The sequence below is a fragment of the Nodosilinea sp. P-1105 genome, from assembly GCF_012911975.1.
Classification (GTDB): domain Bacteria; phylum Cyanobacteriota; class Cyanobacteriia; order Phormidesmidales; family Phormidesmidaceae; genus Nodosilinea.
Genome location: NZ_SMDQ01000087.1, coordinates 1 through 21,475, shown reverse-complemented (window position 1 = coordinate 21,475; position 21,475 = coordinate 1). Strand labels below are relative to the sequence as shown.

20 protein-coding genes and 1 tRNA gene are annotated in these 21,475 nt (G+C 57.1%); 9 read left to right on the top strand and 12 right to left on the bottom strand.

The window, feature by feature from the left end; all coding sequences use genetic code 11:
- Nucleotides 1–138 precede the first annotated feature (138 nt).
- Nucleotides 139–1,065, bottom strand: a complete 927-nt coding sequence (locus tag E1H13_RS23935) for a transposase family protein (protein ID WP_169617447.1) — start codon at nucleotides 1,063–1,065, stop codon at nucleotides 139–141.
- Nucleotides 1,066–1,250: 185 nt separating this feature from the next.
- Here E1H13_RS23935 and E1H13_RS23930 point away from each other — a divergent pair, with 185 nt between their 5' ends.
- The gene (locus E1H13_RS23930) at nucleotides 1,251–1,583 is read left to right on the top strand and encodes a hypothetical protein (RefSeq protein ID WP_169617443.1); all 333 of its coding nucleotides are present in this window, start codon (nucleotides 1,251–1,253) and stop codon (nucleotides 1,581–1,583) included.
- Nucleotides 1,584–1,632: 49 nt separating this feature from the next.
- Here the strand turns inward: E1H13_RS23930 and E1H13_RS23925 are convergent, their stop codons facing one another.
- Entirely contained in the window at nucleotides 1,633–2,715 is a 1,083-nt protein-coding gene (locus E1H13_RS23925) for a PIN/TRAM domain-containing protein (RefSeq protein ID WP_169617441.1), read from the bottom strand.
- A 415-nt stretch (nucleotides 2,716–3,130) separates the two neighbouring features.
- Nucleotides 3,131–3,204, bottom strand: a tRNA-Arg gene (locus E1H13_RS23920).
- Nucleotides 3,205–3,250: 46 nt separating this feature from the next.
- Between E1H13_RS23920 and moaC the strand changes: the two genes are divergently transcribed.
- The 3 genes from moaC (at nucleotide 3,251) to E1H13_RS23905 (ending at nucleotide 5,986) form a co-directional block, all read left to right on the top strand.
- Nucleotides 3,251–3,748, top strand: a complete 498-nt coding sequence (gene moaC, locus E1H13_RS23915; protein WP_169617439.1) for a cyclic pyranopterin monophosphate synthase MoaC — start codon at nucleotides 3,251–3,253, stop codon at nucleotides 3,746–3,748.
- On the top strand, nucleotides 3,745–4,524 hold the full coding sequence (locus E1H13_RS23910) for an SAM-dependent chlorinase/fluorinase (protein WP_169617437.1): 780 nt from the start codon (nucleotides 3,745–3,747) through the stop codon (nucleotides 4,522–4,524). The genes moaC and E1H13_RS23910 overlap by 4 nt, the downstream gene beginning before the upstream one ends.
- A 310-nt stretch (nucleotides 4,525–4,834) precedes the next feature.
- Nucleotides 4,835–5,986 carry a hypothetical protein gene (locus E1H13_RS23905; protein WP_169617435.1) on the top strand — a complete coding sequence of 384 codons (1,152 nt, stop codon included), beginning with the start codon at nucleotides 4,835–4,837 and terminating at the stop codon, nucleotides 5,984–5,986.
- 4 nt (nucleotides 5,987–5,990) lie between these two features.
- Here the strand turns inward: E1H13_RS23905 and E1H13_RS23900 are convergent, their stop codons facing one another.
- The 4 genes from E1H13_RS23900 to xdhA all read right to left on the bottom strand — a co-directional run bounded on the left by E1H13_RS23900 (nucleotide 5,991) and on the right by xdhA (nucleotide 11,766).
- Entirely contained in the window at nucleotides 5,991–6,599 is a 609-nt protein-coding gene (locus E1H13_RS23900) for a hypothetical protein (protein WP_169617434.1), read from the bottom strand.
- Nucleotides 6,600–6,742: 143 nt separating this feature from the next.
- Complete coding sequence (locus E1H13_RS23895; protein WP_169617432.1) at nucleotides 6,743–7,732, bottom strand: XdhC/CoxI family protein; 990 nt, start codon at nucleotides 7,730–7,732, stop codon at nucleotides 6,743–6,745.
- A gap of 180 nt (nucleotides 7,733–7,912) precedes the next feature.
- Nucleotides 7,913–10,243, bottom strand: a complete 2,331-nt coding sequence (gene xdhB, locus E1H13_RS23890; RefSeq protein WP_169617430.1) for a xanthine dehydrogenase molybdopterin binding subunit — start codon at nucleotides 10,241–10,243, stop codon at nucleotides 7,913–7,915.
- Nucleotides 10,244–10,317: 74 nt separating this feature from the next.
- Nucleotides 10,318–11,766 (bottom strand): xanthine dehydrogenase small subunit, encoded by a 1,449-nt coding sequence (xdhA, locus tag E1H13_RS23885; RefSeq protein WP_169617428.1) that lies wholly within the window; start codon nucleotides 11,764–11,766, stop codon nucleotides 10,318–10,320.
- A 384-nt stretch (nucleotides 11,767–12,150) separates the two neighbouring features.
- Between xdhA and E1H13_RS23880 the strand changes: the two genes are divergently transcribed.
- Nucleotides 12,151–12,630, top strand: coding sequence for a GNAT family N-acetyltransferase (locus tag E1H13_RS23880; protein ID WP_169617426.1), 480 nt, complete (start codon nucleotides 12,151–12,153; stop codon nucleotides 12,628–12,630).
- Between the two features lie 463 nt (nucleotides 12,631–13,093).
- Here the strand turns inward: E1H13_RS23880 and E1H13_RS23875 are convergent, their stop codons facing one another.
- On the bottom strand, nucleotides 13,094–13,852 hold the full coding sequence (locus E1H13_RS23875) for an SDR family oxidoreductase (protein ID WP_169617424.1): 759 nt from the start codon (nucleotides 13,850–13,852) through the stop codon (nucleotides 13,094–13,096).
- A gap of 116 nt (nucleotides 13,853–13,968) precedes the next feature.
- On the opposite strand from E1H13_RS23875, the gene E1H13_RS23870 reads away from it, so the two are divergent.
- Nucleotides 13,969–15,552, top strand: coding sequence for an Hsp70 family protein (locus tag E1H13_RS23870; RefSeq protein ID WP_169617422.1), 1,584 nt, complete (start codon nucleotides 13,969–13,971; stop codon nucleotides 15,550–15,552).
- A 279-nt stretch (nucleotides 15,553–15,831) separates the two neighbouring features.
- Here the strand turns inward: E1H13_RS23870 and E1H13_RS23865 are convergent, their stop codons facing one another.
- A complete protein-coding gene (locus tag E1H13_RS23865; RefSeq protein WP_169617420.1) occupies nucleotides 15,832–16,569 on the bottom strand; it encodes a succinate dehydrogenase/fumarate reductase iron-sulfur subunit in 738 nt (245 codons plus the stop codon).
- A 205-nt stretch (nucleotides 16,570–16,774) separates the two neighbouring features.
- Between E1H13_RS23865 and E1H13_RS23860 the strand changes: the two genes are divergently transcribed.
- Nucleotides 16,775–17,080 carry an RNA-binding protein gene (locus E1H13_RS23860; protein WP_169617418.1) on the top strand — a complete coding sequence of 102 codons (306 nt, stop codon included), beginning with the start codon at nucleotides 16,775–16,777 and terminating at the stop codon, nucleotides 17,078–17,080.
- A 163-nt stretch (nucleotides 17,081–17,243) separates the two neighbouring features.
- On the top strand, nucleotides 17,244–18,746 hold the full coding sequence (locus tag E1H13_RS23855; protein WP_169617416.1) for a DUF697 domain-containing protein: 1,503 nt from the start codon (nucleotides 17,244–17,246) through the stop codon (nucleotides 18,744–18,746).
- 84 nt (nucleotides 18,747–18,830) lie between these two features.
- Here E1H13_RS23855 and E1H13_RS23850 read toward each other — a convergent pair whose 3' ends face one another.
- Together E1H13_RS23850 and nrtS are read right to left on the bottom strand one after the other, a co-directional pair.
- Nucleotides 18,831–19,541 (bottom strand): DnaJ domain-containing protein, encoded by a 711-nt coding sequence (locus E1H13_RS23850; protein WP_169617414.1) that lies wholly within the window; start codon nucleotides 19,539–19,541, stop codon nucleotides 18,831–18,833.
- A gap of 40 nt (nucleotides 19,542–19,581) precedes the next feature.
- Nucleotides 19,582–19,824: a nitrate/nitrite transporter NrtS gene (gene nrtS / locus E1H13_RS23845; protein ID WP_169617412.1), complete on the bottom strand. Its 243-nt coding sequence runs from the start codon at nucleotides 19,822–19,824 to the stop codon at nucleotides 19,582–19,584.
- 136 nt (nucleotides 19,825–19,960) lie between these two features.
- Here nrtS and E1H13_RS23840 point away from each other — a divergent pair, with 136 nt between their 5' ends.
- Nucleotides 19,961–21,274: an NAD(P)-binding protein gene (locus tag E1H13_RS23840; protein WP_347404214.1), complete on the top strand. Its 1,314-nt coding sequence runs from the start codon at nucleotides 19,961–19,963 to the stop codon at nucleotides 21,272–21,274.
- Nucleotides 21,275–21,280: 6 nt separating this feature from the next.
- On the opposite strand, the gene E1H13_RS23835 is transcribed toward E1H13_RS23840, so the two are convergent.
- Nucleotides 21,281–21,475: IS1 family transposase (locus tag E1H13_RS23835; RefSeq protein ID WP_240966398.1), on the bottom strand; the 195-nt coding region annotated here is incomplete at its 5' end.

Here is a 21,475-nt window from a genome sequence, read left to right as displayed (position 1 = left end):
GTTCACCAGGTGGTCAACCTCACCGATGAGCGTCGCCATATCCTGCAATTCTTTGGAGCGCCCTGCCGGAAATACTAGACTTTATCGGAAATAGGAGAAAAATCGATGTCAGTCAGCATTTCCCCCTGTTGATTGTGATTAAGCGGCTTGACCTAGAGAGTTCCCTTTCTTCGCCCGGTGTGTCAGTCGGAAATTATGCAACCCGCAGGCTGTTTCCATCACATCGTCCACATAATGGTCAACCCAATTACGAAATGGTTGCACCAGAATTTGACACCGTTTGATACCGCCAATATGGTGTTCCACTTCCACGCGAATGCTTGAAATGCTTTGGTTGTTCAATTTATCAATCGCGGTGAGAGACCCATTTTGAGGCTTCTTCTTCGGTTGCTGAATGGTCACTCCCTCTGGGGTAAACCCTTGCAACCCACCATCCTGCCACAACGTACTGCCGGGGGGAAACCTCAAGTCCTCCTCATCAGCAATGGCTTTGTCGTGTTTCTTCCCTTCATAGGTATCACTGAGATAGCGCACCTTGCCCCCGCGCTCAGGGATAATCAGGTTCTTGACGGTATGGGTCTTTTTCTTGCCGCTGTAGTACGTTTTGCGGTCGGCTTTGTCTTTGGGGCGATTGATCCGCCGTTCCGTGCCATCAATGAGGAACTCTAAGCTCGGACAGGCGCTGAGAACCGTCTCCAGGTTAGCTGGGTCTCGCTCCGGTAACTGTCGTTCGTACCCTAACGCCTGGTTCAACACTCGGGTCAAGCGATGAATCCATTCATTTGCCTGGGTCTGACTCATCCCAAAGAGAAACCCCTGAACCTCCTGGGTAGGATAGAGTCGAAAATACACCAGGATGAAAAGCAGCTTATCTTCGAGATCCCTTAAGTGGGCTTTGCGACCGGCTCCCACTGCCCGTTTACGCCCCTCACGCTGGAAGGTCTCTTGAACAAAGGCGTCCCAGGCGGCGGCAAAACTCGGCAGCAACGCCTCAAACTCTTGACCCGTCAGTCCTGTCAAGCTGCATAGAATCCGAGACTTCGTCCGCAACTCGGCATAGGTCATTCTCATGGAATCTACCTGGTTACTGCTTCTGCTATTGATTCTACTAGCTCAATTTCCGGTAAGGTTTACTATCTCCTCTACTGAGGTCTCTGGTTAATTCTCGCTGTGCCAGTTGAAAGTGCGGAATGTAGGTTGTTGCTAATCGGCTAATCACCAACAACCCAACCATATCTATAGATGAAATCTTGCAGAAATTTCCTGAAGAAGGCTTTCATCTATTACAAGTGGCTAATTTCTACCAGCGACTTTATATAGCGATAAAACATCAACAGGTGAAAATCGAATTAGTACCAGATTTATTTGGAGAAATATTTATTTTGTGGTATGAGGTTTCCTTCAAAAAGCAATTGTTAGCGTCAAACACTCGATCGCATGTAAGAAATAGCATTATTGCGCTACATAAGTGGTTAAGGGGAAATTCTAGGTGGTCCAAAAAATTTGAAGAATGGGAAGCTGCCGCTTTAAGAGACGTTGAGCGACGCTTACAGCATTTACAGTTACAGCAGAGTGCTGACTAGTTTTAATTTTCCCTTATAAGCATTAAGCCTGTACTGTTAAGCCAATGCCCTAAGACGCTACGATCGAGGTTTTGGGACGGGCGAAAATCATTCGCCCGGCAGACGTTTGCAGGGACCCGGTGACCACCACCTCCAGTTCGGTGCCAATGTAGTCGCGCCCTTCTTCGACAACGACCATCGTGCCATCATTCAGGTAACCGACTCCCTGGGATGGCTCTTTGCCCTCCTTCAGGATCTTCAGGTCAATGTCATCTCCGGGCAAATAGGAAGGGCGAATGGCCTGGGCTAGATCATTGATATTCAGGACTTCCACATCCTGAAAGCTGGCTACTTTGTTTAAGTTGTAGTCGTTGGTCAGCAGCATGGCATTCAGTTCTTGGGCCAGCTTCACCAACTTGGCATCTACGGTGGGAATATCCTCGTAATCCACAGAGTTAATCAACACCCGGTTAGGATAAGCCTCGCGAATCCGGTTCAGTACATCCAGCCCCCGGCGGCCCCGACCGCGCTTTTGGTCGTTTGAGGCATCGGCCACTTGCTGGAGCTCTAGCAGTACAAACTGGGGGACCAGCAGCTGACCTTCTAAAAAGCCGGTATTCATCAAGCCTTCGATGCGGCCATCGATAATACAGCTGGTGTCGAGCACTTTGGTTTTGGAGGGCTTCAGGGTGCCTTCGGCCACCAGGGTTGACTCCAGGGTGCTGGGACTAATCAGGCGCAGCAGCGATCGCCCGTGGGTATCGGCCAGGTTCATCCCTGACACTGCAAACAGGACGCTACCCAGGACGGCTGTCATCGGTTTAATGAAGCCAAACTCAGCAGGGATCGGCAACAAAAATAGGGGGGCCAACATCAGGTTGGCGATCAGCAACCCCAGCACCAGACCCACTGCCCGAGTCAGCAGCCGATCCGGAGGCAGTTCTTTCACCTGACGTTCCAGCCGTCGGTAGCTGGTCTGCATCACCAGTCCTAGGGCCGTACCAATTAGCCCGCCAAAGACAGCGGTGACGGTGCCCAGCCCCTCCATATTGGTGACCTGCGCCAAAATCCGATCGGGCAGCAAGTCAATGCTATAAAACCCGATCCCTGCCCCGGCTAGGATGAATGAAAATACGATGAGTGCGTCCAGCATGATGATCTGCCGCTTGGGCTGTGATTTTCGGCGAAATGTGGGATGGCCCCGTGTTTTTACCAGTGTACTCTGTTGGCCTCAAAGCGACCGAGAGCCCTGGATGGCCAAAAGTATACCGTTAATTGCTTTCCTTCCCCATGGTCAGCCCCTAGGGGACCTATCCAGTTCAGGAGGGTCAGCATCATGTTTGGGGTCATGGGGGAGATTGGGGGGTTGAGTTCGTGCAGTTGGCCTGCCCCGAATGTTATTGAAATAAGCTGAAATTCAGCCTCGCAAATCGCCGAAAGCCTTGATCTGTCGTGGAGTGGGCACTGCTCACCAGCCTTAGTGCTAGGTCATATCTAAAACAAAAGCCACAGATAACCTGTGGCTTTTCAAAAGACCTTAACCCGACTGGGACAAGGCTTAAAATAAACGGGCGAGGAGGGATTCGAACCCCCGACACCGTGGTCCGTAGCCACGTGCTCTAGTCCACTGAGCTACACGCCCTTGCAGGCTTTTTACAATAGCACAATCTAAGGGATATTTTCTAGAGATGACCAATAATTCTGATCCGACCATTCCCCTGAGCCACTTAGACCCCCAGGGGCAGGCCCAGATGGTGGATGTGTCTGCCAAGGGACAAACGGTGCGGCAGGCGATCGCGATCGCCCAGATCACCATGCAGCCCAGCACCCTGGCCACCATTGAAGCGGGGAATGCGCCTAAGGGAGATGTGCTGGGTACCGCCCGCATTGCTGGAATTATGGCTGCCAAGCAAACCGCCCAGCTGATCCCCCTCTGCCACCCGTTGCCGCTGCACAAAATAGAGGTGCTGATTACCCCCGACCCAGGCCTGCCGGGGTACACCATCCAGGGGACGGTCAAAACTAAGGCAGAAACGGGGGTCGAGATGGAAGCCCTGACCGCTGTGTCGGTGGCCGCCCTCACCCTGTACGACATGGCTAAAGCCCTGGAAAAATCGATGGAAATTACGGGGGTGCGACTGCTGCAGAAAACCGGCGGCAAGTCAGGGAATTACCGCGCCGAATGATTACCCTACTGACGGATTTTGGCCATCAGGATGTCTATGTCGGGGTGATGAAGGGGGTGATCGCCAGCCTTTGCCCTGGGGTTCAGGTGGTTGACTTAACCCACGACATTCCTCCCCAGGATGTGGCCGCGGCCCGCTTCGCTTTGCTCAGCGCCTACCCCTACTTCCCTGAGGGGACCATCCATGGGGTGGTGGTGGACCCAGGGGTGGGGACTGCCCGCCGGGCGATCGCGGTTCAAACCGATCGCGCCTTTCTGGTGGGTCCAGACAACGGCCTGTTTAGCGGCATCACAGACACGGTGCCCGTTTTAGCCGCCGTCGCCCTGACTCAGCCCGCCTACTGGCGAGTCCCCAACCCCAGCCAGACCTTCCATGGCCGCGACATTTTTGCCCCCGCCATGGCCCATTTAGCCCGTGGGGTTCCCCTGCACCGGTTAGGCCGCTCAATTCCGCCTGAGTCACTAACACGGCTGGACATCCCGCCAGTACGGATGACAGACCAGGGGATGCAGGGGGTGGTGCAATACTGCGATCGCTTTGGCAATGTCATCACCACCATTCCGGCGACGGCGGTGAATGCCGACCGCTGGCACGTGGTCATCGGTGACAGCATTCTGGAGGGCCGCACCACCTATGGGGCCGTGCCCCCAGGCCAACCCCTGGCCCTGATCGGCAGCCATGGCTATGTGGAGGTGGCGGTGAACCAGGGCAGTGCCCAGCAGCAACTGAATCTCAGGGTGGGAGATGCGATCGCCCTGCGGCCAGCCGGTAGCTAGGAGTCTATTGAGTTAAAGGTGTCGGGCTGACAGGGTTCACGGTCTGCGGTGCACGGTCTACGGCTCGCCTTAAACCGTGTACCCTAAGTCACATCTCCCGTCATTATTGTTTGGCTCAACGCTAGAGCATCGGTACAGTCGGTCAAGATCCCAGGGTTCTTAGGCGGGCTAACCGGGAATTTTGGGGTATTCCGGGGCAGAACCCTGGGATCTATCCCGGCGTTTTAGGCCTGCCCTCGGCCTGGCTGTAATCCATCACGATAAAATCAGACCAGTTGGTTTGACTCACCCCCTCTCCCCAGGCGCTGCAGTGGTCCCCCAATTACCAAACTTAACTGCTCCCCCCGGCTATCGTCCCCAGGCGAATGACACCAGCCTGGAAGTCGATCTACTGGATTTTTATCTGCTGCGTCAGCGGACCCCGACCGAGCGACTCAGGATGGCCGCTGCTTTGATGCAGACGGCAAGACAGTGGTCTTTGGACTGTTTAGGCCGTCAGTTCGCCCACCTACCACCGCCAGCCTTTGCGCGTAAGTTAGCCGAGGTCTGGCTTCAGGATGATTGCCCGGCGCACTATATCCCTACCGGCTCTAAAATGACCTGGATTCAGGACACCACTGCATTGGTGGCTCAGCTCCACCAGATTTTCTTAACCGTACAGGTTCCCTACTACGTGACCGGCGGTGTGGCCGCCATCACCTACGGTGAACCTCGTACCACACGGGATCTGGACATGGTGATCTCAGTATCCCGGGATGCCCTGGGGCCTTTGGCCGCAGCCTTAGAAGCCGCAGGCTTTTATGTACCGGGGGTTGAAGATGTGGCTATGGGACGGATGCACACCCTGCAGGTGACCCAGGTGGCGACCATTTCCCGAGCCGATTTTGTGCTGGCGGACACCAGTGAGTACGAACAGCTCAAGTTCGCCCGCCGCCGACTGATTCCGTTACCCCATGGGCCAGAGGTCTATGTGGCTGCCCCAGAAGATATTGTGGTCAGCAAGCTGCGGTGGGGACAAACCAGTCAGTCTGAAAAGCAATGGCGAGATGTGCTGGGGATATTGAAGACGCAGCAGGATGATCTGGACTATGACTACATGCATGTCTGGGCGGCAAGCTTTAACCTATCCCAGCAGCTAGAGCAAGCAATTTTAGCGGCTGGCGTCAGACCGATCGCTGATCAGCAATGGGCGATGGCGATCTATCCGGTGGTGATCCGGGCTTTTGCGATCGCCCACAGCCGTGGCCGCACCAGCCGACCCAGCCCGACCCAGGAAATTGCCGACGGCCACCACTATACGTTGGTCAAAAGCAGCACCGCCCAGACGCTAACCATCATGTCTAAGCTGGACGACCGAGACATCGCCCAATTTGCCCTCTCAGGCACTGTGTTGAGTGCTAGTCCCTCAGGCCAGGACCGACGGCAGTGGCAAGCTATTGCTCAACGAGTTGCCGCCAGTTAAGGGATCAATCCTGCTCCAAAATACCGACTAGAGTTTTCACCAGAATTTCCACATCATCCGGCACCTGATAGCCGCCTATATCTTGAGTGATGCGCTTAGTCTCACGGTTTAATCGGCCAAAGACCCAAAAATTCCCCATGGTCACGGCCCCATAAACAAGGGCTGGCGCGGTATCGTCTGTGGCCAGGGCAATCATCTCTACTGCCAGCTGGGTAAATCCTCGGGTCAGGTCATCCCGCTTAGCTTCGACCACGACCACTTGATTGTGGCCCCGAATCAGGTAGTCCAAATTCCCTTGCAGCCAGTCATTCACCTTGAGCGGATACTCAAATCGCAACACCTGGTGAGACAGGGTGGCGACTCGCATCAGCACCGGGGCGATTAGCACTTCTCGCTTAGCGCTTTCGCTGGTGATCTGTACGTAGGGCAGGGTTTCTTCAATTTGGGCTTTGAGGGTATCTAGACCTGCGATCGGGGCTTGGGTCACGGGCAGCTGCAACCGGGCTTTCACATAGTCGTAGCCGAACTCGGCCAAAATTTCATCGGTATCCTGGGGCAGCTCAAAATAGTTTTGGAAGGTATAGTTAGCCCCTTCTTGCAAAATTTTAGCCATCCGCCGCCGCCTCAAGCTTGGGTAACCGTCACATCGGTAGGGTTGTTCGCTGGCTTCTTAATTATGGAGCTTTGTTTCAGATTTTACTCAGGGTGGATATTTTGTCTCAAATTCCATCCAGAGAGGATATGTAGACTTTAATGTTAGTCGTTCTCTGAGTGCTGCTGCTGTCGCAGGCGTTCCGATAGCGATCGCCCGGTGCCTCCCCGCTGCACCATAATCAGCTCGGCGCCAATGCTGACCGCAATTTCGGCGGGGGTCAGGGCGCCAATATCTAAACCAATGGGGGCGTAAATTTGGGTCAGTTGTTGCTTGGCAATGCCCCCTTGCTGCATGGCCTGATAAACCTGGCGCACCCGCTTTTCACTGCCGATCATGCCGATGTAGCGGCAGGGGATCGAGCGTTGCAAGAGGGGTTTCAGGGCCGCCAGGTCGTAGGTGTAACCCCGCGTTACCAGGGCGGCATAGAGGTTTTGATGGGGGGCCAGGGAGGCGATCGCTGTCTCCACCGGCTGGGCCAAAATGTGGCTGGCCCGGGGATAGTAATCGGCGTTAGCCCACTCGGAGCGATCGTCCTGCACCGCCACCTGAAAGCCAATCAAGTGAGCGACTTGCGCCAGTTGAATGCCCACATGGCCCGCCCCCACAATCAGTAACGTCGGCGGCGGTTGCAGGGTTTCCACAAAGGCCGTAGCTGGATCTAGCTGGACGGGCTGCTCCGCCAGGTAAGGGGCCTGCCCTGGAGCGAGGGGAGTGACCAAGGTGACGGCTTGGCCCTGCTGTAGCCGCTGTAAGATTTGCTGCCCTAATGCCTTTGCCGATTCCCCCTGCCAGCGCCCCAGCCACACCCGCATGTGGCCACCACACACCCCCTGGGTGGGTCGTTGGGGTGCCCCTGACAGATCGATATCCACCATCTGATTGGCCCCGGTGGTTAGCACCGCCTGGGCCTGGTGCAGAACCTTGGCCTCCCCCGCCCCACCGCCAATGGTGCCAAAGGCCTGTGCCCGAGCGTCCAGCACCAGCTTGGCCCCCACTTCCCGGGGCACCGATCCCCTAGCGCTGATCACCGTAGCCAGGACGGCGGGACCATGGTCGAGGGCTTGGGCCAGTTGTTGAAAACAGTTCAGCACTACAAAGATGCCTGAATCCAGAAAGGCAGAAGGCAGAAGGAGGAAGGCAGAAGGAGGAAGGCAGAAGGAGGAAGGCAGCTTCCCACTAACACCGCTGGGGTGAGCAGAAGGTGGAAGAAACAAAACTGTTTCCAGTTTGGCGACAATCAGGGTGTTTTGACATCGATTAGGTTTTGTTTCTTAGGAGACAATATTAACCGGTTGCCCCTGGCTGACTGCGGCCTTCACCCGCTCAATCGCCCACAGGGTGGCTTCTGGGGTTGCAGGCAAGCCCAGGGGCACGAAATCGGCGTCGCCAAAGGCCGCCACCGCCGCTCGAATGGCCTCCCGCACAGACATGGCCAGCATAAACGGCGGTTCCCCTACCGCTTTACTGCCGTAGATCACCCCATCCTGGGCGGCTCGCTGTAGCAGGTGAATCGTGAACTTTTCGGGTACTTCGCTGATGGTGGGAATTTTGTAGGTGCTGGGGGCAAAGGTGCGCAGGCGACCTTCTCCATCCCACACCAATTCTTCCATGGTCAGCCAGCCCATGCCCTGGACAAAGCCCCCTTCGATTTGCCCCCGATCTACCAGGGGGTTAATAGACTCGCCCACGTCGTGGACGATATCCACCTGGCGCAGTTTGAAGGTGCCGGTAAAGCCATCCACCTCCACCTCGGAGACGGCAGCCCCATAGGCAAAGTAGTAGAAGGGGCGACCCTTGGCCAGTTTGGCATCCCAGAAGATGTTGGGGGTGCGGTAAAAGCCGGTGGCGGACAAGCTGATGCGCTCACTGTAGGTTTGCTGTACCACCTCGTCAAAGGCGATGCGGGCGCTGGGGTAGGTGCGGCAGTAAATCCAGTCATCCTCAAACACCATGTCTTCCGGGGCATCCAGGTTTAACATGCGCACGGCCACGACAGCCAGGCGATCGCGCAAGATTTCGCAGGCATTTTTCACCGCCTGGCCGTTCAGGTCAGAGCCGCTGGAGGCCGCTGTGGCGGAGGTGTTGGGCACCTTGTCGGTACTGGTGGACATCAGCCGTATGCGCTCGATGTTCACCCCCAGGGCTTTGGCCGCCACCTGAATCATTTTGGTGTGTAATCCCTGGCCCATTTCGGTGCCGCCGTGGTTCACCTGAATGCTGCCGTCGGTGTAGATCAACACCAGGGCCCCGGCCTGGTTGTACTGCACTTTGTTGAAGGAAATACCAAACTTGACCGGGGTGATGGCCAGCCCCCGCTTTTGGTACAGGTTGGTTTCGTTAAAGGCGGCGATCGCCGCCCGCCGAGCCATGTAGTCGGACTGTTGCTTGGCCTCTGCCCAGACCCGGTCCAGCCGGTTATCGACAATTTCCTGGCCGTAGTGGGTGGTACAGGTTTCCCCCTCGCCGTAGTAAAAGTTGCGCTCCCGCACCACATCGGGGGGCAGGTTGAGGGTGCGGGCAATGCGGTCCACCACCTCTTCCACCACAATCATCCCCTGGGGGCCACCAAAGCCGCGATAGGCGGTGTTTGACACCCGATTGGTCTTGGCTATCCGCCCTTCTACCACCAGGTTAGGAACGTAGTAGGCATTATCCACATGCAGCATGGCCCGCATCAGCACCGGCGGGGACAAATCCAGACTCCAACCGCCATCGGCCACTAGCAGGGCATTCATGGCCGTAATCTTGCCCTGGTCGTCAAAGCCTACTTCGTACTGGCCAAAGAAGCCGTGGCGCTTACCGGTAATCAGCATGTCCTGGTGACGCCGCAGACGACAGCGGGCCGGTCTGCCGGTTTTGTAAGTGGCCAGGGCCGCAGCGGCAGCAAACGGGTTGGCCTGGGATTCTTTGCCGCCAAAGCCACCCCCCATGCGCAGGCAGGTGCAGACCACCTGATTCTTGGGCAAGCCCAGCACCCGGGCCACAATTTCCTGGGTCTCGGTGGGGTGCTGGGTGGAGGCAAACACCTGCAGATTGCCCTCACCGTCGGGAATCACCCAACTGGCCTGGGTTTCCAGGTAAAAGTGGTCCTGGCCGCCAATGTCCACTTCGCCGGCAAAGCTATGGGTCGCCTGGGCCAGGGCCGCCTCGGTGTCCCCCCGCCGAATGATTTGGGGATCGTTGTGGTAGCTATCTGCGGCGATCGCCTCGTGGACGGTCTTGATCGCGGGCAGGGGATCGTACTCAACTTGAATGTGGGCCGCGGCCTCTCGGGCTGCGGCCTCGGTTTCTCCCACCGCCCAGGCCACCACCTGCCCGTAGTGCACCACCTCATCCGTGGGCAGCAGCACCTCATCGTGGATGATCACCCCCGTATTGTTTTCCCCGGGCACATCGGCAGCGGTCAGCACCGTAACACAGCCCGGCACGGCCAGGGCCGGGGCCACCTCCAGCCGGGTGATTGTGGCGTGGGCGTGGGGTGACAGCACCGGGTATAGCGACAGCATCCCGGCGGGTTCGCGCTGGTCGTCGGTGTAGACGGCGGTGCCACTGACATGGCCAACGGCGCTTTCGTGACTTTTGGGCTTACCGACTGGACTCATAAGCAACCTCGCTAGCGACTCGAACATTCCCTCCTGGGAGGGGTAGGGGTGGGTTTGATCAGGAGGCTCACGCCTCAGGGAAACTCTACAAAGAACTTCTCAAACAGGTTGACTACCAGCCGCTGACGATACTCGGCACTACCGCGCAGATCGGTCATTGGAGTAAACGCCTCCTGCAGCAGGGGTTTTACCGCCTGCACCGTTTCCATCGCCCAGGGCTGACCCACCAGAAAGTCCTCAGCGGCTGTGGCCCGGGCCGGGGTAGCCGCCACACCACCGTACCCCAGTCGGGCCTGGAGAATGGTGTTGTCAGCATCCACATCCACCACAAAGGCGGCAGCAACAATGCTGATGTCATCGGTGCCGCGCTTGCCAATTTTGTAGGACTGGGCCAGGCGACGGGCGGTACCAGGGGCCGGAGTGCGAGGAATTTGGACCGAAACAATTACTTCCCCAGGTTGCAGCTCGGTCTGGCGATAGCCGGTGAAAAAGTCGGCCAAAGGCAGGGTGCGCTCTCCCCCTGGGCCGCTGAGGGTGAGGCTGGCCTCCAACGACAGCAGCACCGGCGGTAGGTCGCCAATCGGTGAGGCCGTGCCGATGTTGCCTCCCAGGGTGGCCCGGTTGCGCACCTGACGGGCGGCAAACCAGTGAATCATCTCATCCAGGCTGGGAAAGACGCCATGGAGGGTAGTTTCAATGTGGCTGAGGGGCACCGCCGCCCCAATGGTGACGGCATCCTCGGTTTGGTGCATCTGGGTGAGCTCTGCCACCGCTTCCAGGGAAATCAGCACCGGATAGTGTTGCCGATGCCAGCTCATTTCCAGCCCCAGGTCAGTGGCCCCGGCCACCAGCGTGGCATCAGGGTGTTGCTGCATCAGCGCCAACACTTCCGATAGCTGGGTGGGACGGTAGAACTGGGTGTCCGGACCAGGGCAGGCCACGGGCAACAACTCCGTGGAGGCTGCGGCCAATTGTTGGGAGAACTGGTCGACAACCAGGGTCTGGGCTACCTGTTGGGCGGCCCGGCGGATGGGCAGGTAGCCCGTGCAGCGGCAGAGGTTGCCTTCCACCGCCAGATCATCGGGGCCGCCGTTGTAGTAGGCGGCAAACAAACTCATGATGAAGCCGGGGGTGCAGTAGCCGCACTGAGATCCGCCCGTTTCCACCATCGCCCCCTGTACCGGGTGCAGTTGGTCGACGGTGACCGGTTCTTTGGCCAGGGGGCTTTTAGGAATGCGGCCCTGGGTAATGCCGTCCGCAGTGAGCACCTGTCGTCCGGCGACGGCCCCGAGGGGGATCAGGCAGCTATTCACAGCCTGGTATTGGGGGTTACCGTCGGCACGTGCCCCGATCAGGGCAACGGTGCAGGCCCCACAGTCGCCATCCCCACAGCCCTCTTTAGTGCCAGCCCGTCCACTCAGGCGCAGGTACTCTAAAAGGGTCATAGCGGGGGAAACAGCCTGAGGCGAGACCGGTTCACCATTCACCGAAAAGGTCAATTGAGTTGCAAGTTGCTGATTCACAGAGCAGGTCCACAATCTCCAAGATGAAGGAAGCAAGGGCAACAATTTAGGACATTTAGAATAGGGCCTGATGTCTACTGGTTTTGTAATAGCACACCAGACTCATAAATTCCGCATCGTAGCCGGTAGACTGCCAAGCTGAAGGTGACACGTTAGTGGGGGGTCACGATTCGCAGTACACGGCTAGCAGTCCTACCGCACACCGTATCCCTTAAACCCTGAACCCTAGATGCTCCCTATCACAACCAGCTTACTCAAGTCCTAGACCCAAAATTGCTGCTCGAAGATGAGATTAGTCCGCCCTTCAGCTCTGGATTAGTAAGCTAGGCTACAAAGTTGTCAAAATTCACCCTCATTGTTAATCGCTCAGATATCGTCACGCCTATGGTCTCGTCTTTTTCGGTTACTGGTTATCGCCTACGCCAGGGCTCGCCGCTGGATCGGGCAATGCTCGTCATTTTCATGCAACGCCACTACATCGAGCTAGATGCGGAACAGTCCCTCGGTCCCATGGCCGCCACAGTGGACCGCTACCTGAGTCGGGATACGCCCCTGTGGTGGGTTGAAGCTGATGAACCTGATGCTTCAGGGCAATCTAATCCGGTGGGTGGGCTTTGGCTGGGGCAGGCTACGGACCAGCGCACGGGAGTGAAACACCCCTATGTGTTGCTGCTCTATGTCGCTCCCCTCCATCGGCGGCGGGGGGTGGCGACGGCCCTGATGCAGGTGGCCCATCAATGGGCAAAGGATCAGGGCTATGGCCAGGTAAGCTTACAGGTATTTAGTCATAACCAGGCCGCCCAGGCGCTGTACCAAAAATTGGGCTACCAGCCAGAGGCGCTTTTGATGAAGCGACAGCTATAGGTGAATGGCCTAGCTAACCAGATATTGGCATTATGCGCCTGAAGCTATGGTGACTAAATGCTTTAACCCTTGACCAACTCGTTGCAAGTTTTGGTCTGGTGCTGACAGTAGGGTGAAATTTTGCGATCGCGGATATTGTCGGCTAGTTTAGCGTCCCTTCACTCACCTCTCCAGCTTCAATCTCCAGCTTTAATATAGGTAAGATAACGCTGGCTGAGGTGATCCAATTCCGCTACTTCTGCCCTTGATAAGGGCGGTAACGGCCGCTGCCATTCAGCAAAAAACTCTGGAGCTTCCGTGCGATGTAGCCCGAGTTGCTGAACAATATCGTTGTAAGTGAGTAGGGTATCGGTAATGGCAGCAATCGTCAGGTATCAGCCTCATTAAACTAGTCTAATGAGGCATAAGTCGGCTGATACCTGACACCTAACACCTAACACCTGATATCCTCTGCCAGGCCGTACTAATGAAAATAAGAGGCCCCGTTCACATCAAAGGTAGCCCCGGTGGCGTGGGGGGCTAAACCAGCGACCAAAAAGGCCACCAGGTTAGCAATATCTTGGGGGGCAGCGGCGGCCCCCATGGGAATATCGGCCGTGACGTAGTCGGCTCCTCGCTTGGCCATCACCTGGGCAATGCGATCCGTATGAACGAACCCAGGCGCGATCGCATAGGCCCGCACCCCATCCTGGGCAAACCCCCGGGCAATGGTACGGGTAAGACTAATCACCCCGCCCTTGGACGCGGCATAGGCCATAAACTCGGGGCCATCCCCCCGAAAGGCCGCCCGGCTAGCCAGGTTAACGATGGTACCGCCGGATTGGGCTTGAAAGTGAGCGATCGCCTCTCGACACAAATCTGCCACCGCAATCAGGTTCACCTGTAGGGTCTGCTGCCACGCCATAGACCAGCTATCCCAGTCGGCATTCACCGGGGCGGCGGGCATGGTGGCCGCATTGTTGACCACCGCTGTAATCTCCCCCCGCCAGGCCAAAGCCCGCTGCCACAGGTCCGGTGCCACCCCCGGCACCCCTAAATTACCCTGGAGCCAGTAGACCCGATCGTCCCCCAGGTCAGCGGCGATCGCCTCGGCTTTGCCCTTGCCCTGGTCATAGTGCAGAATCACGGCAGCCCCAACCTGGTGAAGGGTACGGGCGATCGCCTCGCCAATCCCCCGGGATGCCCCCGTGACCAAGACAGTGCTGTTTTCGAGGTCGATCATGATAGTTAGGCACAGGATTTGCTATAAACTGCATTCAAGCTTAGCTTTAGCGCTTGGTTGGGGCCAGCAACAAGCCCAAGCTGGCCTTAATCTAGCTCTGTATTTCCATTCACCCTATGGCTATTGCTGTTGACTTTGGCACCAGTAACACTGCGGTGGCCCGCTGGAACCCTGTCTCTCAACAACCAGAAACCCTTTCCCTACCTGGCTTAAGCCAGATATTAGGCAATGACCCACCACTAGTGCCCAGTCTGGTCTATGTGCAGCGACCCGGTGAGGTATGGGTTGGTCAGCAGGTGCGCGAACGCGGTCTAGACATCGGCACAGATCCCCGCTTTTTTTGCAATGTCAAACGCGGGATTGGCACCCCCTTGCAAGGGTTCCTGCCCGAGCTGGATGGCCAACCCCTATCCTTTGAGCAGGTGGGGCAGTGGTTTTTGCAAGCAGTACTAGACCAGGTTAAAGCCACAACCGATGACAACAGCCTGGTATTGACCGTACCGGTGGACAGCTTTGAGGCCTACCGCCTATGGTTAGGGAATCTGGCAGAATCCTTGCAATTCAGCCAGGTGCGGATGATCGACGAACCCACCGCCGCTGCCCTCGGCTATGGCCTAACGGATGAGCGCACCTTGCTGGTGCTCGACTTTGGCGGCGGCACCCTAGACTGGTCCCTGGTGCAGTTGGCGGCTCCGGCCCAACAGCGCCCCACGGGATTTATTCTCAAATGGGGTCGCAAAGCCATGGCCGAAAATACGGCCCAGCGGCCCCAGGTGGCCCGGGTGCTGGGCAAAGCTGGGGAAAACCTGGGCGGGGCCGATATCGATCACTGGCTGGTGGACTATTTCCAGCAGCAGCAAGGGTTGGCGGCTGGCCCTGTGGTGCAGCGGCTAGCCGAGCGACTGAAGATTCAGCTCTCCCAAACCACGGCAGCCACAGAGGCTTACTTTAATGATGAGACCCTGGAAACCTACGAGCTGACCCTGTCCCGAGAGCAGTTTGAGCAGATTCTGGACCAGCAGCAGTTTTTTGACCGCCTAGAGGCTGGCCTAGCCCAGGTGTTGCAGCAGGGACGGCGGCAAGGGGTAGCCCCAGAAGACATTGATGCCGTGCTGCTGGTGGGGGGCACTGCTCAAATTCCGGCGGTGCAACGCTGGGTGCAGGCCCAGTTTCCCTCTGAAAAAATCAAGGGCGATCGCCCCTTTGAGGCGGTGGTGCAAGGAGCCTTGCAGCTGGAACAGGGCCTAGAGCTGCAAGATTTTTTGTACCACAGCTATGGCATTCGCTACTGGGACCGTCGGAATAATTGCCACGGCTGGCACCCAATCATTAACCAGGGGCAACCCTACCCCATGCCCCAACCGGTGGAAATCACCCTGGGGGCGTCCGTCGACAAACAACCCAGCATTGAACTGATTGTGGGGGAGTTAGGCGAAGCCAGTACCCAAACCGAGGTCTACTTTGAAGGGGGGCGCCTGGTCACCCGGCAATTGGGGGAAGGGGGCCGCACAGTTAAACCCCTCAACGATCGGGATGGAGCTCGCACCATTGCCCAACTCAATCCCCCCGGGTTTCCCGGCACCGATCGGGTGCGGGTGCTGTTTCAGGTGGACCGCGATCGGCAGCTGCGGATCACGGTTGAGGACATCCTGACCGGGGAAACGCTGCTCACCAATCAAGTTGTGGTGAAGCTGAGTTGATCGGGGATGGGGGAGATGGGGGAGATGGGGGGATGGGGAGATGGGGAGTTTTAGATTTGGGATTCCTCCCTTTGCTACGCACGGGCTACGCCCTACGTTTTTCCCTTTTCGTTCTTCATTCTTCAGATACGGCCCCATGTGTCTGCCCTGGCGAGGAATGGGATGATGGGGTGGTTTGGGAGATGGGGGAGCAGCCAGTCTTGGGTGTGGTCCGATGTCGAGCATTCCCCTTTTCGTTCTTCCCTTTTGCTTTTTCGTTATTCAAATAGGAAATGGGGATCAAAACGCCGATCGCAGGTATTCTCGCCGCATGCGGGTAATCGCATCAATCGAGATGCCTTTGGGGCAGACCGCTTGACATTCCCCGTGATTAGAGCAATCCCCGAAGCCTTCGGCGGCCATCTGCTCTGTCATCGCTAAGACCCGCCCCTGGCGTTCAGGGTGGCCCTGGGGCAAGAGGGCGAGATGGGCAATTTTGGCCCCTGTAAATAACGAGGCCGAAGCATTGGGGCAAGCGGCCACGCAGGCCCCACAACCAATACAAGCGGCATAGTCAAAGGCTGCTTCCGCCTGGGTTTTGGCGACGGGCAAAGTATTTGCCTCCGGGGCGGCCCCAGGTTTGACCGAAATGTACCCCCCCGCCATTATGATCCGGTCAAAGGCGGTGCGATCAACCACCAAATCTTTAATCACCCCAAAGGGCTGGGCTCGCCAGGGCTCTACGGTAATGTCATCGCCATCTTTAAAGTGACGCAGGTAGAGTTGGCAGGTGGCCGTTTGGGGCTGACCCCCATGGGCCTTGCCATTAATCATCATCCCGCAAGAGCCGCAAATCCCTTCACGGCAGTCATGGTCAAACTCAACCGGGCTGGCCCCAGCCTGGATTAGCTGCTCGTTGAGCACATCGAGCAACTCTAAAAATGACATATCGGGATGGGCGTCAGCCACGGTGTAGCGCTCGAATTGGCCAGGTTCGGTAGGGGTAGCCTGCCGCCAAACATTCAGGTGTAGTTTCATTACTGCCAAACTCTACGGAGTAGACCCTTTACTTAGTGTAAGGGCACAAATTCCCAAGGTGTGAGTTGGGCTACTGCCAATTCAAAAGGGATGGGCTATTATGGCATCAAATGTTTTGGCTGAGACCCATTGAGGTAGTGCCTTTGCCTATGCTCTTGAGCTTATCCAGCATTTGACTTGTCAGCATTTCGGTTCGGAGAGACTCGTGACTATTTACATTGGCAATTTGTCCTTTCAGGCCTCTGAGGATGATATCAAAGATGTCTTTGCCGAATATGGTGAAGTCACTCGCATTAGTTTGCCCATCGACAGAGAAACCGGCCGCAAGCGTGGGTTTGCCTTTGTCGACATGGCCGACGAAACAAAAGAAGACCAGGCCATCTCTGAACTGGATGGAGCTGAGTGGTTAGGGCGAGAGTTGCGGGTGAATAAGGCCCGTCCTCGCACCGACAATGGGGGCGAGGGTGGACGGCCCAACCGCAACAATCGGTTTTCCCACAATCCCCTTTAGGGCACAAGTCCCCCTTGATGTCGCCCCTGGTCCCTTACTTTGGCCTCTGGATAGAGCAAATCAGCTTGACTGGTGGGCCAAGCACAGGTTGAGCTCGGTATATTCTAGTGGCATAGGCGTTGCGTCAACGTCTATGCTTTGTTGCTTAGGGCTCTAGCGAACCATGGGGCGATGGCAGTGGTTGGGGTTAGCGGTCGGGTTAGGGCTGGTCTTGGGGGCTACCCTGGTGGTGGTCGATGCGGCTATCCGCTTTTACCATGCCCTGGCACTGGCATCACCACTGCTGGCCAACCTAGTGTTGGGGCTGGGGATCGCGATCGCAGTGGGGTTGCTGGCGGTCATACTCTACTATGGCTGGCTCTTTCTGCGTCCCCGGCGTCGCCAGTCGCCTCCGGTGGCCCCCCGCCACCCAGCCCAGGCGGCGAGTCACAACCTGGAAGCCATCCAGCGCCAGGTGGACTACATTCAAGACCAGGTGGCCCGTCAGGCCCTGCTCGAAAAGTCTCAGGCACTCCAGGCGGCAATGGATCAAGGTGACCTGACTATCGCTGTGTTTGGGGTCGGGTCAGCGGGCAAAACCTCGCTCATTAATGCCCTGGTCGGCGAACCTGTGGGCGCCGTGGGCGCCCCCATGGGCACAACTCAAACTCGACAGAACTATACCTGGGAGCTTCCCCATCTGCCCCGGCGCCTGGTCTTAATTGATACCCCAGGCCTGTCAGAAGTCGGCGTGGCGGGTACCCTACGCGAACAGGCCGCCCGGGAAATTGCCGCCGAGGCTGACTTAATTTTGTTTGTGATTGATAACGACCTGCACCAGGCGGAGTATGCCGTACTGATGCCACTTCTGGCCATGGGAAAGCGAGCCGTGGTGGTTCTGAACAAGGCCGATCGCTACCCGGAACCTGATATCGAGCGCCTGCTAACTCAGGTGCGATCGCGACTCGTCCCGCCCCTGGCCGATGAAGATGTGCTGGCGATTGCAGCCGCCCCTCAACCGCTCCCCAAAGAGGGCGGTGGTTGGGTGCAGATGCGGCCTAACCTGACTCCGTTGCTGGCTCGACTGGCCGACATTCTGCGCCAGGAAGGGGATACCCTGGTGGCCGATAATATTTTGCTGCAAACCCAGCAATTAGGCGATCAGGCCCGGCGCTTGATTGATGCCCAGCGCCAGACCCAGGCGGATGCGATCATCGATCGCTATCAGTGGATTGGGGCAGGGGCGATCGCTGCTACCCCCCTGCCAGGGCTAGACTTTCTGACTACGGCGGCCGTCAATGCTCAAATGGTGGTGGAACTCAGCCGGGTTTACGGCTGTGAGGTCAGCCTAGAGGAAGGCAAGGCTCTGGCTATTTCCCTGGCCAAAACCCTGGGGGGGCTGGGGCTGGTGAAAGGATCAGTCGATTTGCTGGCCCTGGGTTTGCAGACTAATCTGGCTACGGTGCTGGCCGGTCGAGCCCTGAAGGGGGTCAGCGGTGCCTACCTGACCCGGGTGGCTGGCAAGAGTTTTGTGGAGTACTTCCGCCACAATCAAGACTGGGGGGACGGCGGCATGGGCGCTGTGGTCACTGAACAGTTTCGCCTGAACCAGCGGGATGCCGCCATGAAGGCATTTGTGCAGGAGGCTATCACCAAAGTCATTCCCTACCTGTCAACGGATGGTTAAGCGCTAGGGCTCAGTCAATCTGATATTGGCGGGGGCAGCGAACCGTGACCCCTTTCAGCCCGTCATCTTTAACTTGATAAACCCCTAGCCCAACTGTTTCACTCGCTCCTTGGCCTCCTGGCGCAGTTGGCGAGCAATGCGGTATAGCTCCTGCCCGGTGTGCAGGTAGCTTTCTTCATAGCTAAAGGTGAACCGCTCGATTTCGTCGATGCCATCCTCCAACTGACTGAGGCAGTGGTAAATATCGGCCGCTACTCCAGCGGTGTTGGCTGGGTTGGCCATTGACTGGAACTTAGTCTGGGCCTGTTCTAACCAAATGCGGCACTGGTCTAAATAGGCCTGAAACGCCTCCATCAACTCATCGTCAAAGGGGTCTGCCGATAGCTTGCGAATTTCCCCCTTCAGGGGCGACATAATTTTAGCCACCAACCGATCCACCGGGGCATATACCAACTTAAGCCAGGCATCCACCTGCACCTCGGAAGACTGGGTGGCCTGGCGCTGACGGCGATACAAATTCTGCAGGTCGGCGGTGCGCTGGCCCCGCTGGGTCGCACTGGCGCTTGGATCTGTACTAACGATGCCCTGGCGCTGCTGATCGTAGTGCGATCGCCGGGACGGGTCGCCAATTACCTCATAGGCGGTATTGATGCGGGCGATTTGCTCGTGGGAGGCCGCGTCAGGTTGGCGATCGGGGTGAAACTGCTTAGCCAGTCGCCGGTAGGCGCGCTTGATTTCGGCCTGGGTGGCGGTTTCGGTCACTTCGAGAATTTGATAGTGGGTCTCCTGGGCCATGGCGTGATGGTAATGGACTAGATGGGCGACGAATGTCAGTCTAACGCCGTTTGGGGGCAGCGGCAGCCAAGGCCATGTACTGCCCATGAATACTGACGGCATAGGGCACCAAATAGGTTAGTGCGGCAGAAATCCAGCGATCGCGGCTCATGGTGCCCGCACGAATGGCCCGGCCATGGTTGATTACCAACAACACCGTACCAACTACCAGGGCTACTTTAGCGGCCTTAGCCGCCAACTGGGGCGTTACCAAGGCCAAGCCATAGCCTTTGATTGCTTTCATCCTGCCGTCATCTCCTAGATTATTGGGAGTTTAAGGATCGTTTTCATCCCTTCACCCCTCCTAAAATAAGGAGTAACCCCTGCTAGTGGGAAGATCAACGCCACCGGCAAGTCATCCCCTTACCCCCATCAACCCAGTGTCCCCTACTTCCAATTCCCTGTCTCCCGTCTCCCCAGACGGTTTTGTGGTTTGCGGACTGGGCAGCCTTGGCCAGCACTGCATCGCCAACCTCAAGAGCTTTGGAGTGCCGGTTCATGCCGTCAACTTGACCCCGCCTAACCAGTGGGAAATGACCCACCTGCAAAGCCTGATTGACCGGTTAGTGATTGGCGATTGTCGCCAGCCAGATGTCCTAGAGCAGGCGGGGATTCGCTCCTGTCGGGCCATCCTGCTCGTCACCCAAGACGAGCGCGTTAATTTAGAAGCAGCCCTAACCGCGCGGGTATTGAACCCTCAGGTCCGGTTGGTGATGCGGTCTGATCAGCAAAACCTTAACGACCTCATTGGGCAGCAACTGCAGAACTTTGTCGCCTTTGAGCCGACTCAACTAGCAGCCCCAGCTTTTGCTCTGGAAGCCTTGAGCGATCGCCTGGTTGGTTACTTCACTATCGAGAGCCATCGATTTCAGGTGGTAAAGCAACGTTTAGACGCAGGGCACCCCTGGTGCGATCGTCGCCAACTTCACGAACTCGACACCCTGCACCAACGGGTACTGCATCATCATTCCGCCAGCAGCCCAATGCCCAACCCCACCGCCAGTCCTTCTAGTCAGTTCTATGCCTGGATACCCGACACCGTTCTACGGCAGGGCGACGAAATTGTCACCATCGAGAGCGACATCCCACTCAACCCTGATGTCCTACCTAAAGCCACTCGAAACCATCCCTCCCTAGAGAAGCGCCTCAGTCAACTTATCAGCACTCTACAAGACATCCCAGAGCTTCAGCGAAAGTTGATTAGTTGCTGGCAAGCCAGCTACGGCCAGCATATTCGCCGAGTGGCCATACTCTGTGGGATCACAGTGGTAGGCCTGTGTCTCGTTGGAACTCTTCTACTCGATGCCAACGCCCCCGAAGACATTTCCCGATGGCAGGCGTTTATCCTGACTTTTGTTACCCTATTCGGCGGCTTTGGGGATGTCTTCGAACCTTTGGATGACTTTTCAAACTCAGAGTGGCTTCAGTTTTTTGGGGTAGTGCTCACCGTGGCTGGGGCCGCCTTTATTGGGGTACTCTATGCCCTGCTGACAGAGAAGTTACTTAGTCTGCGATTTGAATTTACCGAACGCCGTCCTCCGGTACCTGACAAAGGCCATGTAGTGGTGGTTTGGCTAGGACGCATCGGACGCCAGGTGCTTAAACGGCTGCAAGACTTGGATCAGCCTGTGGTAGGCCTCAGCCCGGTTCCGCTGGATGGCGATGTGCTGCCCAAGGTGCCGCTACTGGGGTAGTGAATTTTAGTGCAGGCCAGAGGAAAAGACCGGATGACCTTGCTTGGCCAACTTCTCTCTGATGCAGCGATTGTAGTCATGGATGAATAGCCAGATGGCCCCAATGTGGTTCTCGAGCTTTTTAGAGAACGACAGGGTCTTTCTCACCAGTCGCGCCACCCGCTGCCTCAACGTGTTGTTCAAACGCTCGATGTAACTGGT

Coding starts and splice junctions, on each gene's coding strand:
- E1H13_RS23935 (WP_169617447.1), bottom strand. CDS start 1,065: ATGACCTATGCCGAGTTGCGGACGAAGTCTCGGATTCTATGCAGCTTG.
- E1H13_RS23925 (WP_169617441.1), bottom strand. CDS start 2,715: ATGCTGGACGCACTCATCGTATTTTCATTCATCCTAGCCGGGGCAGGG.
- moaC (WP_169617439.1), top strand. CDS start 3,251: ATGACCAATAATTCTGATCCGACCATTCCCCTGAGCCACTTAGACCCC.
- E1H13_RS23910 (WP_169617437.1), top strand. CDS start 3,745: ATGATTACCCTACTGACGGATTTTGGCCATCAGGATGTCTATGTCGGG.
- E1H13_RS23900 (WP_169617434.1), bottom strand. CDS start 6,599: ATGGCTAAAATTTTGCAAGAAGGGGCTAACTATACCTTCCAAAACTAT.
- xdhB (WP_169617430.1), bottom strand. CDS start 10,243: ATGAGTCCAGTCGGTAAGCCCAAAAGTCACGAAAGCGCCGTTGGCCAT.
- E1H13_RS23880 (WP_169617426.1), top strand. CDS start 12,151: ATGGTCTCGTCTTTTTCGGTTACTGGTTATCGCCTACGCCAGGGCTCG.
- E1H13_RS23875 (WP_169617424.1), bottom strand. CDS start 13,852: ATGATCGACCTCGAAAACAGCACTGTCTTGGTCACGGGGGCATCCCGG.
- E1H13_RS23870 (WP_169617422.1), top strand. CDS start 13,969: ATGGCTATTGCTGTTGACTTTGGCACCAGTAACACTGCGGTGGCCCGC.
- E1H13_RS23865 (WP_169617420.1), bottom strand. CDS start 16,569: ATGAAACTACACCTGAATGTTTGGCGGCAGGCTACCCCTACCGAACCT.
- E1H13_RS23855 (WP_169617416.1), top strand. CDS start 17,244: ATGGGGCGATGGCAGTGGTTGGGGTTAGCGGTCGGGTTAGGGCTGGTC.
- E1H13_RS23850 (WP_169617414.1), bottom strand. CDS start 19,541: ATGGCCCAGGAGACCCACTATCAAATTCTCGAAGTGACCGAAACCGCC.
- nrtS (WP_169617412.1), bottom strand. CDS start 19,824: ATGAAAGCAATCAAAGGCTATGGCTTGGCCTTGGTAACGCCCCAGTTG.